The sequence below is a fragment of the Tepidimonas taiwanensis genome, assembly GCF_020162115.1.
Taxonomy (GTDB): domain Bacteria; phylum Pseudomonadota; class Gammaproteobacteria; order Burkholderiales; family Burkholderiaceae_C; genus Tepidimonas; species Tepidimonas taiwanensis.
Genome location: NZ_CP083911.1, coordinates 184,510 through 199,693 on the forward strand (window position 1 = coordinate 184,510; position 15,184 = coordinate 199,693).

Sequence of the window (15,184 nt, forward strand, 5' to 3'; positions counted from 1 at the left end):
CATGACGTTTTCCTTCGATATCGCCACCCTGCGCCGCCTGTACACGACCGGGGCGTTGACACCGTCGCAACTGGTGGAGGAACTGATCGCCCGCCTGGACGGCGAGGACCGGCACCGTGTCTGGATTCAGCGTCTCGACGCCGACGCGCTGCGGGGCTACGCGCGGGCGCTGGAGGGCCAGGACCCGGCCAGCCTGCCGCTCTATGGTGTGCCCTTTGCGATCAAGGACAACATCGATCTCGCGGGCGTGCCGACCACCGCAGGCTGCCCGGCGTTTGCCTATACGCCCACGCGACACGCCACGGTGGTGCAACGCCTGCTCGACGCCGGTGCGATTCCCGTCGGAAAGACCAACCTCGACCAGTTTGCGACCGGCCTGAACGGCACCCGCTCGCCCTACGGCGCCTGCCGCAACGCCTTCCACCCGGACTACATTTCGGGTGGCTCCAGCTCCGGCTCGGCGGTCGCGGTGGCGCTCGGGCTCGTGAGCTTTGCCCTGGGCACGGACACCGCTGGCTCCGGCCGGGTGCCGGCGGCGTTCAACCACCTGATCGGTCACAAGCCCACCTGTGGGGCGTTGTCCACCCGTGGCGTCGTTCCCGCCTGTCGCTCGCTCGACCAGGTGTCGATCTTCGCCCTCACGGCGGACGACGCCGAACGCGTGTTGGCGGTCGCGGCCGGGTTCGATGCGGAGGACGAATACTCGCGCCCGCTCGCGCCGCACGGTTTCGATTTCGGCCGCGCCGCCTCGTTCACATTCGGCGTGCCGATGGCGAAGGATCTCGAGTTCTTCGGCAACGGCGAGGCGCAGCGGCTGTTCGGCGCAGCGGTCGACCGCATGAAGGCGCTCGGGGGCACGCCAGTGGACATCGACCTGGCGCCCTTCCTCGAGACGGCGCGCCTGCTCTACGGCGGGCCGTGGGTCGCGGAGCGTTACCTCGCGATCCGCGACTTCTTCGAGGCATATCCCGACGCGGTATTCGCGCCGGTGCGGGAGATCATCGGCGGCGGACGGCGGTACAGTGCCGCCGACACGTTTGCGCACCTCTACCGGCTGCGGGGGCTCAAACGCGTGTGTGACGCGGTGTGGGACGACATCGATGTGCTGCTGACGCCCACCGTGGGCACGATCTACCGCATCGCCGAGATGGAGGCCGACCCGATCCGCCTGAATGCGAATCTCGGTCACTACACCAATTTCGTCAACCTGCTCGACCTGGCCGCCACCGCGGTGCCGGCCGGCTTTCAGTCCGATGGGCTGCCGTTTGGGGTGACGCTGATCGCGCCCGCGCACCAGGATGCCCCGTTGCTGCACCTGGCGTCCCGCCTGCACCAGGCCCTCGGGGGCACGCTCGGCGCCACGGCGCAGCCGCTGCCGCCGGCGGAATCGCTGTCGGTGTTGCCCAGTGGTCAGGTGCGTGTGGCGGTGGTCGGCGCACACCTCTCCGGGCTGCCGCTGAATGCGCAACTCACGGGGCGCGGAGGGCGTCTGGTGACCGCCACCCGGACGGCCCCGCGATACCGCCTCTACGCGTTACCGGACGGGAAACGGCCGGGACTGGCCCGGGTCGCTTCAGGGGGCGCTGCAATCGCCTGCGAGGTTTGGGAGTTGCCGCTGGACCAGTTCGGCTCCTTCGTCGCCGGTATCCCGGCGCCGCTGGGCATGGGCCAGGTGGAGCTGGCGGACGGCACCCTCGTCAACGGGTTCATCTGCGAGCCGATCGGCATCGCCGACGCCCGGGACATCACCGCGTTCGGCGGTTGGCGGGCCTGGCTGGCGGCGGCATCGACCGGCGGCGCGTGAGAGGGGCGCGGGTCAGCGCCCGGTGGCGCGGCCCCTGTCGTCGGGCTGTCCGCGCCGCCACGCCGCCGGGGTGCTGCCGGTCCACCCCTTGAAGGCGCGGATGAAGCTTTTTTCGTTGTCGAAACCGGCCAGCGCGGCGATGCGCTTGACGGGCCAGGAGGTGCGCAGCAGGTAGTCGGTGGCCAGCTCGCGGCGCACCTCGTCTTTGAGGGCCTGCACGCTGGTGCCCGCGTCGCGCAACTGGCGTTGCAGCGTGCGCACCGAAACGTGCAGCGCCGCGGCCAGGCCGCACGCGTCGGCGTCGCCGGGGTGGACGCGCAGCCACGCGCGGGCGCGCTCCAGTAGCAGCCGGTCGCGCCGGTACGGGCGCACCATCAGCGCCACCGCCCGCGGCAGCATGGCGCGCAGCGCGGCATCGTCGCGTCGCAGCGACTGGGCCAGATACGCAGCGTTGAAGGTCACGGCGGTGGTCTCGGCGTCAAAGTGCAGCCGCGCGCCCGGGAACAGCACGGCATACGCGTCCGCGTGTGCCGGAGCGGGGTAGGCGAACGCCGCCTCGCGCAGCGCGATGCGCGAATCGATGAACCAGGCCGCCAGCCCCAGCGCGTTGCGCAGCAGCGAGACGTGGGCGAACTCGCGCACCGTGGCGCGTTCGGTGGGGTCGCTCAGGTCCGCACCGGGGGCGCGCTGTTCCGTCAGGGTCAGCGTCGCCAAGCCGTCCGCGTGCGCGAGGGTCAGCGTCACGTCGTCTGTGAGCAGCCGGTGGTGGCGGCACCAGCGCGCCAGCGCCAATCCCAGGTCCGGTGCCGTCAGCGACGCGCGCGCCAGCATGCCGTAGCTGCCCCAAGGCAGCCGGCGAGAGAACCAGCCCAGCGCCTCGTCGTCGAGCTCGCGCATCGCGTGCAGGCTCAGCCGCTCGAACGGCAGACTGGTCAGCCGCGCGTCGGGCCGATCCCACGCCGAGGCGGTCAGCCCCGCCGCGGCCAGCGCCGCCGCCGGCGACAGCCCCCGGCGCGCGTAGGCGATGAGGATGGCGCGCGCAAACGCCGCGGGCGTGGCGGCCACGGGCGCACGGTCGCGCCGGGCAGGGCGGCGCGGGCGATGCTGCAACGTCATTGGCGCATTTTGCAACCATCGGCCGGGGTTTGTCCGCTGGTCGCGCGCGGCGGGCGGCGGGACAATCGCGCCTACCATGAGCGTCCTTGCCACCCGACTCAACCCCCGATCCAGCGACTTTCAGGCCAACGCCGCCGCGATGCGGGCGCTGGTGGACGACTTGCACGCGCGCATCGCCCAGGTGGCGCAAGGCGGCGGCGAAGCCGCCCGCGCCAAGCACACGGCCCGCGGCAAGCTGCTGCCGCGCGAACGTGTGGAAATGCTGCTCGACCCCGGCACGCCGTTTCTGGAGATCGCGCCGCTGGCGGCGCTCGACATGTACGGCAACGAAGCGCCGTGCGCGGGGCTGATCGCGGGCATCGGGCGCGTGGCGGGGGTGGAGTGCGTCATCGTCTGCAACGACGCCACCGTCAAGGGCGGCACCTACTACCCGATGACGGTGAAAAAACACCTGCGCGCGCAGGAGATCGCGCAGCAAAACCGTCTGCCGTGTCTCTACCTGGTCGATTCGGGCGGCGCCAACCTGCCCAACCAGGACGAGGTCTTCCCGGATCGCGATCACTTCGGCCGCATCTTCTACAACCAGGCCAACATGAGCGCGCAGGGCATCGCGCAGATCGCGGTGGTGATGGGGTCGTGTACGGCCGGCGGTGCCTACGTGCCGGCGATGAGCGACGAGACCATCATCGTCAAGAACCAGGGCACGATCTTTCTGGGCGGGCCGCCGCTGGTCAAGGCCGCCACCGGCGAGGTGGTCAGCGCCGAGGACTTGGGCGGTGGTGACGTGCACACGCGCCTGTCCGGCGTGGCCGACCATCTGGCGGAAAACGACCTGCACGCGCTGGCCCTGGCGCGCGAGGCGGTGGCACGCCTCAACCGCGGCAAGGCGTGGCCCGTGCAGCGTCGCGAGCCGCGCGCGCCGCTCTACCCGGCCGACGAGCTCTACGGCGTCATCCCGACCGACACGCGCAAGCCGTTCGACGTGCGCGAGGTGATTGCGCGCATCGTCGACGGGTCGGAGTTCCACGAATTCAAGGCGCGCTACGGCACGACGCTGGTGACGGGCTTTGCGCACATCGAGGGCATGCCGGTGGGGATCGTGGCCAACAACGGCATTCTGTTCGCCGAGAGCGCCGACAAGGGGGCGCACTTCATTGAACTCTGCTGCCAGCGCAAGGTGCCGTTGGTGTTCCTGCAAAACATCACCGGCTTCATGGTCGGGCGCAAGTACGAAAACGCCGGTATCGCCCGCGCCGGGGCCAAGATGGTGACGGCGGTGGCGTGCGCGCAAGTGCCCAAGTTCACCGTCATCATCGGCGGTTCGTTCGGTGCGGGCAACTACGGCATGTGCGGGCGGGCGTACTCGCCCCGCTTCCTGTGGATGTGGCCCAACGCGCGCATCAGCGTGATGGGGGGCGAGCAGGCCGCGTCGGTGCTGGCCACGGTCAAGCGCGACGGCATCGAGGCCAAGGGCGGCACCTGGAGCGCGGAGGAGGAAGAGGCCTTCAAGGCACCGATCCGCGCCCAATACGAGCGCCAGGGCCACCCGTACTACGCCACCGCCCGCCTGTGGGACGATGGCGTCATCGACCCGGCCGACACGCGCCGGGTGCTGGCGCTGGGGCTTTCCGCCGCGATGAACGCACCCATCCCGGACACGACGTTCGGGGTCTTTCGGATGTGAGGGGGCGACCATGGCCAACCTGACTATCGACATCAGCGGACCGCGCGCCACCGTGACGCTGACGCGGGCCGAGCTGCGCAACGCGTTCAACGACGAGGTGATCGCCGAGTTGACCGCGGCGTTTCAGACGCTGGGCGCGCGCGACGACGTGCGCGCGATCGTGCTCGCGGCCGAGGGGCCCGCGTTTTGCGCCGGGGCGGACCTGAACTGGATGCGCCGCATGGCGGACTACAGCCGCGCGGAGAACCTGGCCGACGCGGGGCGGCTCGCGGCGATGTTGCGCACCATCCACGACTGCCCCAAGCCGACGGTGGCGCGCATTCAGGGCGACGTGTACGCGGGCGGCATGGGCTTGGTGGCGGCGTGTGACATCGCGGTGGCGGTGGAAACGGCGGGCTTTTGCCTGAGCGAGGTCAAGCTGGGGCTGATCCCCGCCACCATCGGCCCCTACGTCGTGCGCGCGATGGGCGAACGTGCCGCGCGGCGCTACTTCCTGACGGCCGAGCGGCTCGATGCGGCGGAGGCGCTGCGCATCGGCTTCGTGCACGCGGTGGTACCGCCCGAGCGGCTGGACGAGCAGGTGGACGCGATCGTGCGCGCGCTGTGCCAGGCGGGGCCGGCCGCCGTGGCGGCCGCCAAGCGCCTGGTGCGCGATGTGGCCGATGCGCCGCTGGACGAGGCGCTGATCGCCCGCACGGTCGAGGCGATTGCCGACATCCGTGCCAGCGCCGAGGGGCGCGAGGGCGTGCAGGCGTTTTTGCAGAAACGCAAGCCGCAGTGGCTGGCGTGATGGAGTGATCCCGATGTTCCAGAAGATTCTGATCGCCAACCGCGGGGAGATCGCCTGCCGCGTCGCGGCCACCGCGCGCCGGTTGGGCATCCGCACCGTGGCGGTGTATTCCGAGGCCGACGCGCAGGCGCGCCACGTGGCGGCGTGCGACGAGGCGGTGTACATTGGCGGCGCGGCCCCGAAGGACAGCTACCTGCGCGGCGAGCGCATCATCGAGGCCGCACGGGCCACCGGCGCCGAGGCCATCCACCCCGGCTACGGGTTCCTCAGCGAAAACGAAGGCTTTGCGCAGGCCTGCGCGGACGTAGGACTGGTCTTCATCGGCCCGCCGCCCGCGGCGATTGCCGCGATGGGCCTGAAGGCCGAATCGAAGCGGTTGATGGAAGCCGCCGGCGTGCCGCTGGTGCCGGGCTACCACGGGGCGGACCAGGATACGCGGCTGCTCAAGGCCGAGGCCGACCGCATCGGCTACCCCGTGCTCATCAAGGCGAGTGCGGGCGGCGGCGGCAAGGGGATGCGACGCGTCGACACGCCCGAGGCGTTCGACGAGGCGCTCGCCGCCTGCCAGCGCGAGGCGCTCAACAGCTTCGGCGACGCGGCGGTGCTGATCGAAAAATACGTGCAGCGCCCGCGCCACATCGAAATCCAGGTCTTTGCCGACACGCACGGCAATGCGGTGTACCTGTTCGAGCGCGACTGCTCGGTGCAGCGCCGCCACCAGAAGGTGCTGGAGGAAGCGCCGGCACCGGGCCTGCCGCCGGCGCTGCGTCAGCAGATGGGGTTGGCGGCGGTGGCCGCAGCGCGCGCGGTGGGCTATGTGGGCGCGGGGACGGTCGAGTTCATCGTCGAGCAGCCACAGGGCTACGACCACCCGGAGGCGATGCGCTTCTATTTCATGGAGATGAACACGCGGCTGCAGGTCGAGCACCCTGTGACGGAGGCGATCACGGGGCTGGACCTGGTCGAGTGGCAGCTGCGCGTCGCCGCGGGCGAGCCGCTGCCGCTGCGGCAGGAGGCGCTGCGCCTGCACGGCCATGCGATCGAGGCGCGCATCTGCGCCGAGAACCCGGACAACCAGTTCCTGCCCGCCACCGGGCGGCTGGCGGTGTACCGCAAGCCGGCGTGCAGCGCGTTTACCGTCGCGGACGTGCGCATCGACGACGGGGTGGCCGAGGGCGACACCATCAGCCCGCACTACGACTCGATGATCGCCAAGCTGATCGTGCGCGGCGAGACGCGCGCGCAGGCGCTGGCGCGGCTGGACGAGGCGCTGGCGCGGCTGCACATCGTCGGCGTGGCCAACAACGTGGCCTTTCTGCGCCGGGTCGTGAAAAGCGACGCCTTTGCGCACGCGCGGCTGGACACGGCGCTGATCGAGCGCGAGCGCGAGGTGCTGTTCGGTCCGACCGCGCTGCCGCGCCACGCGGCGGTGGCCATCGCGCTGGCGCACACGCTGCAGCAGTGGCGCGAAACGGCGGGCGCCGACCCGTGGAGCGCGCGTGACGGCTTTGCCAGCCACGGCGAGCGCACCCGGCGCTTTGCCTTCGAGTGGGGGGACGAGACGGTGAACGCCCGCGTCACGTGGCGGCGCGACGGCACCGTCGCGCTGACGGTGGGCGAGGGCGACGGTGCCGTGACCGGGCCGCTGGCGTGGCGCGCCGATCCGGGCGGTGGCTGGGCGCTGGGCGTGTCGTTTGCCGGCGGAGACTGGCGCGCCACCGTGTACGCGCAGGGCGAGCGGCTGCACCTGTTCACGCCGCAGGGATCGGCCGCCATCGTCGAGATGGATCTGCTGGCGCACGCGGGCGATGCCGCGACCGAGGGCGGGCGCCTGACCGCGCCAATGCCGGGCAAGGTGGTGGCCTTCCTCGTGCGCGCGGGGGACACCGTCAAAAAAGGGCAGGCGCTCGCGGTGATGGAGGCGATGAAGATGGAGCACACCATCGCCGCGCCCGCGGACGGGACGGTGGCCGAACTCCTCTACGCCCCCGGTGACCAGGTGCCCGAGGGGGCGGAGCTGCTGCGCCTGGCCAGCGCCTGAGCCGCGCGAGCGGCCGCGACACGGTGGCCGCGCCCGCTGCGCTACGCTTGCGCCCCATGCACATCGCCTTCTGCTGCACCGATACCAAGGCCGAGCCGTGGCTGGCCGGGCTGCGCGCCGCGCTGCCCGGCGCCACCGTCCGCGAATGGGCGAGCGGGGATCCGCCTGCCGACTACGCCGTGGTGTGGGCGCCGCCGCAACGCTTCATCGACGAGCAGCCGCGGCTGCGGGCGCTGTTCAACATCGGCGCCGGGGTGGACGCGCTGCTGCGCTTGCGCCTGCCGCCGGGGCTGCGCGTGGTGCGGCTGGACGACGCCGGCATGGCCGTGCAGATGGCCGAATACGTATGCCACGGCGTCATCCGGTACTTCCGCGAGTTCGATGCGTACGAGGCCGCCCAGCGCGAGGCCCGCTGGGCGTTTCGCAAGCCGCGCGCCCGGGCGGACTTCACCGTGGGCGTGCTGGGCCTGGGGGTGCTGGGTACGCGCGTGGCGCAGGCGTTGCAGGTGTTCGAGTTTCCGGTGGTCGGCTACAGCCGCACACCCAAGGCGTTGCCGGGCGTCACCAGTTTCCACGGCGAGGAGGGGCTGGCCCCGTTTTTGGCGCGCAGCCGGGTGCTCGTCAACCTGCTGCCGCTCACCGACGCCACGCGCGGCATCCTGAACCGAGCGACCCTGGGACAGCTGCCCGCCGGGGCTTACCTCATCAACGTCGCGCGCGGCGCGCACGTGGTGGAGGAGGACCTGCTCGCGCTGCTGGACAGCGGTCACCTGGCCGGGGCGACGCTGGACGTGTTTGCCTCCGAGCCGCTGCCGCCGGAGCATCCCTTCTGGCGCCACCCGCGCGTGACCGTCACGCCCCACACCGCCGCGCGCACGCTGCGCGACGAGAGCATCGCCCAGATCGCGGGCAAGATCCGCGCACTGGAGCGCGGCGAGCCGATCTCCGGCGTGGTCGATCCGCAGCGGGGTTACTGAAGGGTTGCCGCCGCAAGAACCCCGTCGCCGTATGAAAAACGGGCCCCCATCGACGCCACGTTCCGCCTCCACGGGGCGACGGATCCCATCCGCGGCTCCAGGGGAAGCGGGTTCCGTGCGTCGTGATGCGCGGAAGATTCGCGGAACGAGCACTGAAACGACCGAAATGTACGTTCGTCACCTGCGCGAGACCATGGCATGAACCTCACCACATACCCCCGGCGCGTACGCCTCATCGACGTCGGCCCGCGCGACGGGCTGCAAAACGAAAAACAGCCGGTGCCCACCGCCGTCAAGGTCGAGCTGGTGCACCGCCTGCAGGCCGCCGGCCTGCGGGAAATCGAGGTCACCAGCTACGTCAGCCCCAAGTGGGTGCCGCAGATGGCGGACAACCACGCGGTCATGCAGGGCATCGAGCGCCGCGCGGGCGTGCGCTATTCGGTGCTCACGCCCAACATGAAGGGACTGGAAGCGGCGCTGCAGGACCGGCCGGACGAGATCGTCGTCTTTGGCGCGGCCAGCGAGGCCTTCAGCCAACGCAATATCAACTGCAGCATCGCCGAGAGCATCGAGCGCTTCGCGCCCGTGGTGGAGGCGGCGCGCAACGCCGGCATCGCGGTGCGCGGCGCGATGAGCTGCACCGTTGGCTGCCCCTTCGAGGGCGACATACCACCCGAGCGCGTCGGGATGCTCGCGCGGCTGATGAAGGACATCGGCGTGCAGCGCGTGGACGTCGCCGACACCATCGGCGTGGGCACGCCGCTGAAGGTGCAGCGCGCCATCGAGGCGGTGCTCGCGCACTACGACATCGACCACGTCAGCGGGCACTTCCACGACACCTACGGCCAGGCGCTGGCCAACACGCTGGCGGCGCTGCAGATGGGGGTGTGGAACTTCCAGTGTTCGGTCGCGGGGCTGGGCGGCTGCCCGTACGCACCCGGGGCCACCGGCAACGTCGCGACGGAGGACGTGGTGTACCTGTTGCACGGGCTCGGGATCGACACCGGTATCGACCTCTTGGCGCTGGCCGAAACGGGCGCCTGGATCAGTGAGCAGCTGGGCCGGCCGACCGGCTCGCGCGCCGGGCGGGCGCTGCTGGCCCGGCGCGCCCGCGCCACGTCGGCCGGTGAACAGGGAGCGTGAGATGTGCGGGGCCGAAGTAAAACCGCTGCCGGAGGGGGTGCGTCGGGTCGCGGCCGCGCTGCAGGCGTACGGCGCCGGGCACGAGCCGGTGATGCTCAGCGACGCCGCGCGCACCGCGCAGCAGGCGGCGCACGCGCTGGGCGTGGCGCTGGGGCAGATCGCCAAGAGCATCATCTTTCGCCGTGTGCCGGACGACGCGGCGGTGCTGGTCATCACCAGCGGCGACCGCCGCGTCGACGAGGCCAAGGTCGCGCCGCGGGTGTGCGCGCCTGGGCAGTCGCTGGCGCGGGCGGATGCGGCGTTCGTGAAGGCGTCGACGGGGTTTTCCATCGGCGGCGTGGCGCCGCTGGCGCACATCAAGCCGCCGGTGACGCTGATCGACGCAGAGCTGTTTCGGTTCGACGTGATCTGGGCCGCGGCCGGGCACCCGCACGCGGTGTTCCGGCTGACCCCGCACGAGCTGCAGGCTTGGACCGGTGCGCCGGTGGCCGACGTGACCGTCCGCTAGCATCGCGGGCATGTCCTCACCGTCTTCCGCCCGCGCGCCCCTTTCGCTGGCCGACGCGCTGCGCCGCCGTCCACCCGGCGCGCCGGTGCCGTCGCCGTGTGTCGGGGTGTGCCGCATCGACGAGGCCACCGGCTGGTGCGCCGGCTGCTGGCGCACGCTCGACGAAATCGCCGCGTGGGGCAGCAGCGACGACGAGACCAGGTGTCGCATTTGGCGGTCCATCGAGGTGCGCCAGGCGGCTCACCGGCCGTGAGGGGTGTGCCGCGTGGTGCCCACGGCACCGCGGTCGCGGCAGAACCCGCAGCCGGACGTGTGGCCAGGTTTTGGTAGCGCGTGCCCCCGACACAGCGGTGGCGGCTGTGCCTCAAAAGGGGTTTCCCTGCTACCCGGCGGGGGCTGTTTCCGGGATGATGGCGCATCGGTCGAAGCACAGGAGTCACTGGTGGCGTCTTACGCATCCCGGCATCAACCCAACGGCACGGCGGCCGATGGCCGTCTGCGCCGCGGCAGGTCTACACCCAAAGGGCGACAGCCGACCGACGCGGCGCGCGCGCGCGTGGAGCAACTCTGCGGCGGCCTGGCACCGCAGCGCGAATTACTGATCGAGCACCTGCACCGATTGCAGGACGCGCTGGGGGGGCTCACGCGCGACGATCTGGCCGCGCTGGCCGAGCGGCTGCGCCTGAGCCAGGCGGAGGTATACGAGGTCGCGACCTTCTACCACCACTTCCGGGTGCTGGACGACGGCGCAACCCCACCGCGGGCGACCGTGCGCGTGTGCACCAGCCTGCCGTGCCAGATGGCGGGGGCTGAAACGCTGCTGGAGCAGGTGCGGCAGGCGCTCGCGGACGACGCTGATGTGGCGGTGGAGGCGGTGCCGTGCATCGGCCAGTGCCACCGCGCGCCCGCGGCCTGCGTGGGGCAGCGTCAGGTGGCCCCCGCCGACGCCGCGCAGCTCGTGGCACTCGTGCGCGCGGGCGACACCGGGCCGCGCGCGCTGCCGGCCACGGGTGCACCGGCGCGCGCGGAAGACTACGCGCAGTTCGAGCGGTTGCTGCGCGGCGAGCTGCGGCCCATCGACGTGCTGCGGGAACTGGAGGCCAGCGGCCTGCGCGGGCTGGGCGGCGCGGGTTTTCCGGCGTGGCGCAAATGGGTTACCGTCGCCGGACAGCCCACCCCGCGCCACGGTGTCGTCAATATCGACGAGGGCGAGGTCGGCACGTTCAAGGACTGGCACGTCCTGGCGCACGATCCGCGACCGGCGCTGGAGGGCATGTTGATCGCGGCGGCGGTGGTGGGGCTCGACCACCTGTGGCTGTACGTGCGCGACGAGTACCACGACGTGCGCGCGCTGCTGGCGCAGGAGCTGGACGCGCTGCGCGCGCGGCTGGCCGACTGGCAGCGGCGCTATCCGGCGGCATTTGGCCCGCGGTCGGCCGGCGGCGCGGAAGGGGGCGGTGCGCTGCTGCCGCCCGGCGGCCCGACCATTGAGCTGCGCCGCGGCGCGGGGGCCTACGTCTGTGGTGAGGAATCGGCGCTGATCGAGTCGCTGGAGGGCAAGCGGGGGCTGCCCCGGCTGCGGCCGCCGATCACCGCGGTGCGCGGGGTGTACGGCCGCCCGACGCTGGCGCACAACGTGGAGACGCTGTGGTGGCTGCCGACGTTGCTGCGCGACGGTGGCGCGGCGTGGGCTGCGGGTGGCGTGCGCGGCCGCAGCGGCTGGCGGCGCTACAGCGTCAGCGGCCGCGTGCGGCGGCCCGGGGTGTATCGGTTGCCGGCCGGCAGCACGCTCAACGAGTTGATCGCCGCCGCCGGTGGCATGGCCGACGGCCACCGGCTGTACGCCTTTTTGCCCGGCGGCGCGTCGGGCGGCATTCTCCCGGCGGCTCTGGCCGACGTACCGCTGGACTTCGACACGCTGGCCGATTACGGCGCGTTCATCGGCTCGATGGCGGTGGTGGTGCTGTCGGAGGCCGATCGCGCACGCGACGCAGCGCTGTCGCTGCTGCGCTTCTTCGCGCACGAGTCATGCGGCCAGTGCACGCCGTGCCGGGCCGGCACCACGCAGGCCGTGGCCCTGGCGCAGGCACCGATGTGGGACCGCGAGCGCCTCTCGGACCTGTCCCACGTGATGCGCGAGGCGTCCATCTGCGGCCTCGGGCAGGCGGCGCCCAACCCGATCGACAGCGTGCTGCGCTACTTTCCGCACGAGGTGGCCCCATGACCGCACCGGCTGCACCCGGCCCCGTCCCCGGCGCTATCCCCGGCACCATTCCCTTTACCCTCGACGGCCGCGCCGTGACGGCGCGACCCGGCGAGTCGATCTGGGACGTCGCGCGCCGCGAAGGCACGACGCTGCCGCACCTGTGCCACCGCCCCGGCCTGCCCCCGGCGGGCAACTGCCGCGTGTGTGTGGTGGAGGTGGTGGGCGAGCGCACGCTGGCCGCGTCCTGCTGCCGCGCCCCGACGCCCGGGATGCAGGTACGCACCGACAGCGCCCGCGCCGTACGTGCCCGTCGCACGGTGCTGGAGCTGCTGGCCGCGGACGCGCCGCAGCGTGACACGCTACGCTGGGACAGCGAGCTCGCCCACTGGCAGCAGGCGCTGGGCGCAGACCCGCAGCGCTGGCCCGCGCGCGGAGCGGCGCAGCAGGCGGCGCAACCGGACACCAGCCATCCCGCCTTCACCGTGCGGCTCGACGCCTGCATCCAGTGCACGCGCTGTGTGCGCGCCTGCCGCGACGTGCAGGGCAACGACGTGCTCGGGCTCGCCGGGCGCGGGGCGCACGCGCACATCGTGTTCGACCAGGACGACCCCGTGGCCGACAGCACCTGTGTGGCCTGTGGCGAATGCGTGCAGGCGTGCCCCACCGGCGCGCTGGCCCCGGCCAACGGGGCCTACACGCGCCGCGCCGACCGTGTCGTCGCGTCGGTCTGCCCGTTCTGCGGCGTCGGGTGCGCCGTGGCCATCCACGTCAAGGATGGCCGCATCGACCGCGTCGAAGGTGCCCCCGGCCCCGCGAACGACGGCCGGCTGTGCGTCAAGGGGCGCTTTGGCATGGACTACGTCCACCACCCGCAGCGCCTGACCACACCGCTGATCCGCCGCGCCGACGCGCCCAAGGACCCCGCGATCCTGACGCGCGGGCCCGACGGGCGGGCCGATCACGCCAAGCTGCTGGCGCAATTCCGCCCCGCGACGTGGGACGAGGCGCTGGACACCGCCGCGGCGGGCCTCGCGCGCATGCGCGACGCCGCGCGGGCGCAGGGCCTGCGCGGCCGTGCGGTGCCCGTCGCGGGCTTCGGCTCCGCCAAGGGCAGCAACGAAGAGGCGTACCTCTTCCAAAAGCTCATCCGCAGCGCCTTCCGCACCCACAACGTGGACCACTGCACGCGGCTGTGCCACGCCTCCAGTGTCGCCGCGCTGATGGAGGGCATCGGCTCCGGCGCCGTCAGCAACCCCGTGCGCGACGTGGCGCACGCGGACTTCATCTTCGTCATCGGGGCCAACCCGGTGCAAAACCACCCGGTGGCGGCCACCTGGATCAAGAACGCCGTGCGCCGCGGCGCGCGGCTGGTGCTGGCCGACCCGCGCCGCACCGAACTGGCCCGCCACGCGTGGCGCACGCTCACCTTCACGCCGGGGGCGGACGTGGCGCTGCTCAACGCGATGCTGCACGTCATCGTCAGCGAGGGGCTGGTCGACGAGGCGTTCGTCGCCGAGCGGGTGCACCCGGGCGATCTCGCCGCGCTGCGCGCGCACCTGCAGGCCTTCGCCCCGGAGGCGATGGCCCCGCTGTGCGGCATCGACGCGGCGACGATCCGTGAGGTGGCGCGCGCCTACGCCACGTCGCCGGCCAGCATGATTTTCTGGGGCATGGGCGTGGCGCAGCACAGCCACGGCACGGACAACGCCCGTGCCCTCATCGCACTCGCCCTGCTGACCGGCCAGATCGGCCGCCCCGGTACCGGCTTGCATCCGCTGCGCGGGCAAAACAACGTGCAGGGGGCCAGCGACGCCGGTCTGATCCCGATGGTGCTGCCGGACTACCACCGCGTCGGCGTGCCCGAACACCGCGCCGCGGCCGAGGCGGCGTGGGGCCTGCCCGCGGGCTTCCTGCCGGACGAACCGGGACTGACCGTCGTCGAAATCCTCGATGCCGCGTATGAGGGGCGCATCCGCGCGATGCTCATCCAAGGCGAAAATCCCGCGATGAGCGACCCCGACGCCGCGCACGCGCGGGAGGCGCTCGCGCGGCTCGAACACCTGACGGTCATCGACATCTTTCTCACCGAGACCGCGGCGCTGGCCGACGTCGTGCTGCCCGCCACCGCCTGGCCGGAAAAGACCGGCACCGTCACCAACACCGACCGCACCGTGCAACTGGGCCGGCCCGCCGTCGCGCCGCCGGGCGACGCGCGCGCCGACGCGTGGATTTTGGAGCAGCTCGCGCGCCGGCTGGGGCTGGCGTGGAACTACGGGATCGACCCGCACGGCGGCGGGGCCGAACCGGGCAGTGGCATCGGCCGCGTGTTCGACGAGATGCGCGGCCTCATGCCCGCGCTCGCCGGCTTGTCGTGGGAGCGGCTGCTGCGCGTGGGGGCGATCACGCACCCCGTGCCCACCGCGGACGACCCCGGCCACCCCATCGTCTTCACAGACCGTTTCCCCACCGCAGACGGCCGCGCGCACCTGGTGAGCGCGCGCCTCAGTGCCCCCGCCGAGCCGCCGGACGCGGACTACCCGTTCGTGCTCATCACCGGTCGCCAGCTGGAGCACTGGCACACCGGCGCGATGACGCGCCGCAGCGCCGTGCTCGACGCGATCGAGCCGGTGCCGCACGTCAGCCTGCACCCGCAGACGCTGGCGCGACTGGGCGTGGCGGCGGGCGGGTGCGTCGTGCTGCGCAGCCGCCGTGGGCAGATCACCGTCGCCACCCGCGCCGACGAGGCCGTCCCCCCGGACGTCGCCTTCATGCCGTTTGCGTACGCCGAGGCGGCGGCCAACCTGCTCACCATCCCCGCGCTCGACCCGATTGCCAAAATCGCCGAAGTGAAATACTGTGCGGTGGCGATCGAAGCGGTGCCGGCGATGGCACCGCTGGGGATGGACGGTTGAGCG

General features: G+C 72.2%; 11 protein-coding genes. 10 read left to right on the forward strand and 1 reads right to left on the reverse strand.

Annotated features, from left to right (window positions below; all coding sequences use genetic code 11):
• Position 1: 1 nt before the first annotated feature.
• The gene (atzF, locus tag LCC91_RS00880) at positions 2–1,804 is read left to right on the forward strand and encodes an allophanate hydrolase (RefSeq protein WP_043700501.1); all 1,803 of its coding nucleotides are present in this window, start codon (positions 2–4) and stop codon (positions 1,802–1,804) included.
• Between the two features lie 12 nt (positions 1,805–1,816).
• Here atzF and LCC91_RS00885 read toward each other — a convergent pair whose 3' ends face one another.
• Positions 1,817–2,920, reverse strand: coding sequence for an AraC family transcriptional regulator (locus LCC91_RS00885; RefSeq protein ID WP_043700471.1), 1,104 nt, complete (start codon positions 2,918–2,920; stop codon positions 1,817–1,819).
• Positions 2,921–2,996: 76 nt separating this feature from the next.
• Between LCC91_RS00885 and LCC91_RS00890 the strand changes: the two genes are divergently transcribed.
• The 9 genes from LCC91_RS00890 (at position 2,997) to LCC91_RS00930 (ending at position 15,181) form a co-directional block, all read left to right on the forward strand.
• The gene (locus tag LCC91_RS00890) at positions 2,997–4,604 is read left to right on the forward strand and encodes a carboxyl transferase domain-containing protein (RefSeq protein ID WP_143897409.1); all 1,608 of its coding nucleotides are present in this window, start codon (positions 2,997–2,999) and stop codon (positions 4,602–4,604) included.
• Positions 4,605–4,614: 10 nt separating this feature from the next.
• Complete coding sequence (locus LCC91_RS00895) at positions 4,615–5,394, forward strand: enoyl-CoA hydratase/isomerase family protein (RefSeq protein WP_043700475.1); 780 nt, start codon at positions 4,615–4,617, stop codon at positions 5,392–5,394.
• A gap of 13 nt (positions 5,395–5,407) precedes the next feature.
• Positions 5,408–7,435: an acetyl/propionyl/methylcrotonyl-CoA carboxylase subunit alpha gene (locus LCC91_RS00900; protein ID WP_043700477.1), complete on the forward strand. Its 2,028-nt coding sequence runs from the start codon at positions 5,408–5,410 to the stop codon at positions 7,433–7,435.
• 56 nt (positions 7,436–7,491) lie between these two features.
• Entirely contained in the window at positions 7,492–8,412 is a 921-nt protein-coding gene (locus tag LCC91_RS00905; RefSeq protein ID WP_043700480.1) for a 2-hydroxyacid dehydrogenase, read from the forward strand.
• Between the two features lie 198 nt (positions 8,413–8,610).
• On the forward strand, positions 8,611–9,555 hold the full coding sequence (locus tag LCC91_RS00910; protein ID WP_143897408.1) for a hydroxymethylglutaryl-CoA lyase: 945 nt from the start codon (positions 8,611–8,613) through the stop codon (positions 9,553–9,555).
• 1 nt (position 9,556) lies between these two features.
• A complete protein-coding gene (locus LCC91_RS00915; protein WP_043700484.1) occupies positions 9,557–10,063 on the forward strand; it encodes a YbaK/EbsC family protein in 507 nt (168 codons plus the stop codon).
• Positions 10,064–10,073: 10 nt separating this feature from the next.
• Positions 10,074–10,316, forward strand: coding sequence for a DUF1289 domain-containing protein (locus LCC91_RS00920; RefSeq protein WP_082668437.1), 243 nt, complete (start codon positions 10,074–10,076; stop codon positions 10,314–10,316).
• A 189-nt stretch (positions 10,317–10,505) separates the two neighbouring features.
• Positions 10,506–12,287: an NAD(P)H-dependent oxidoreductase subunit E gene (locus LCC91_RS00925; RefSeq protein ID WP_058616490.1), complete on the forward strand. Its 1,782-nt coding sequence runs from the start codon at positions 10,506–10,508 to the stop codon at positions 12,285–12,287.
• Positions 12,284–15,181: a molybdopterin-dependent oxidoreductase gene (locus LCC91_RS00930; protein WP_185974859.1), complete on the forward strand. Its 2,898-nt coding sequence runs from the start codon at positions 12,284–12,286 to the stop codon at positions 15,179–15,181. Before LCC91_RS00925 ends, LCC91_RS00930 begins: the two co-directional genes overlap by 4 nt.
• Positions 15,182–15,184 lie beyond the last annotated feature (3 nt).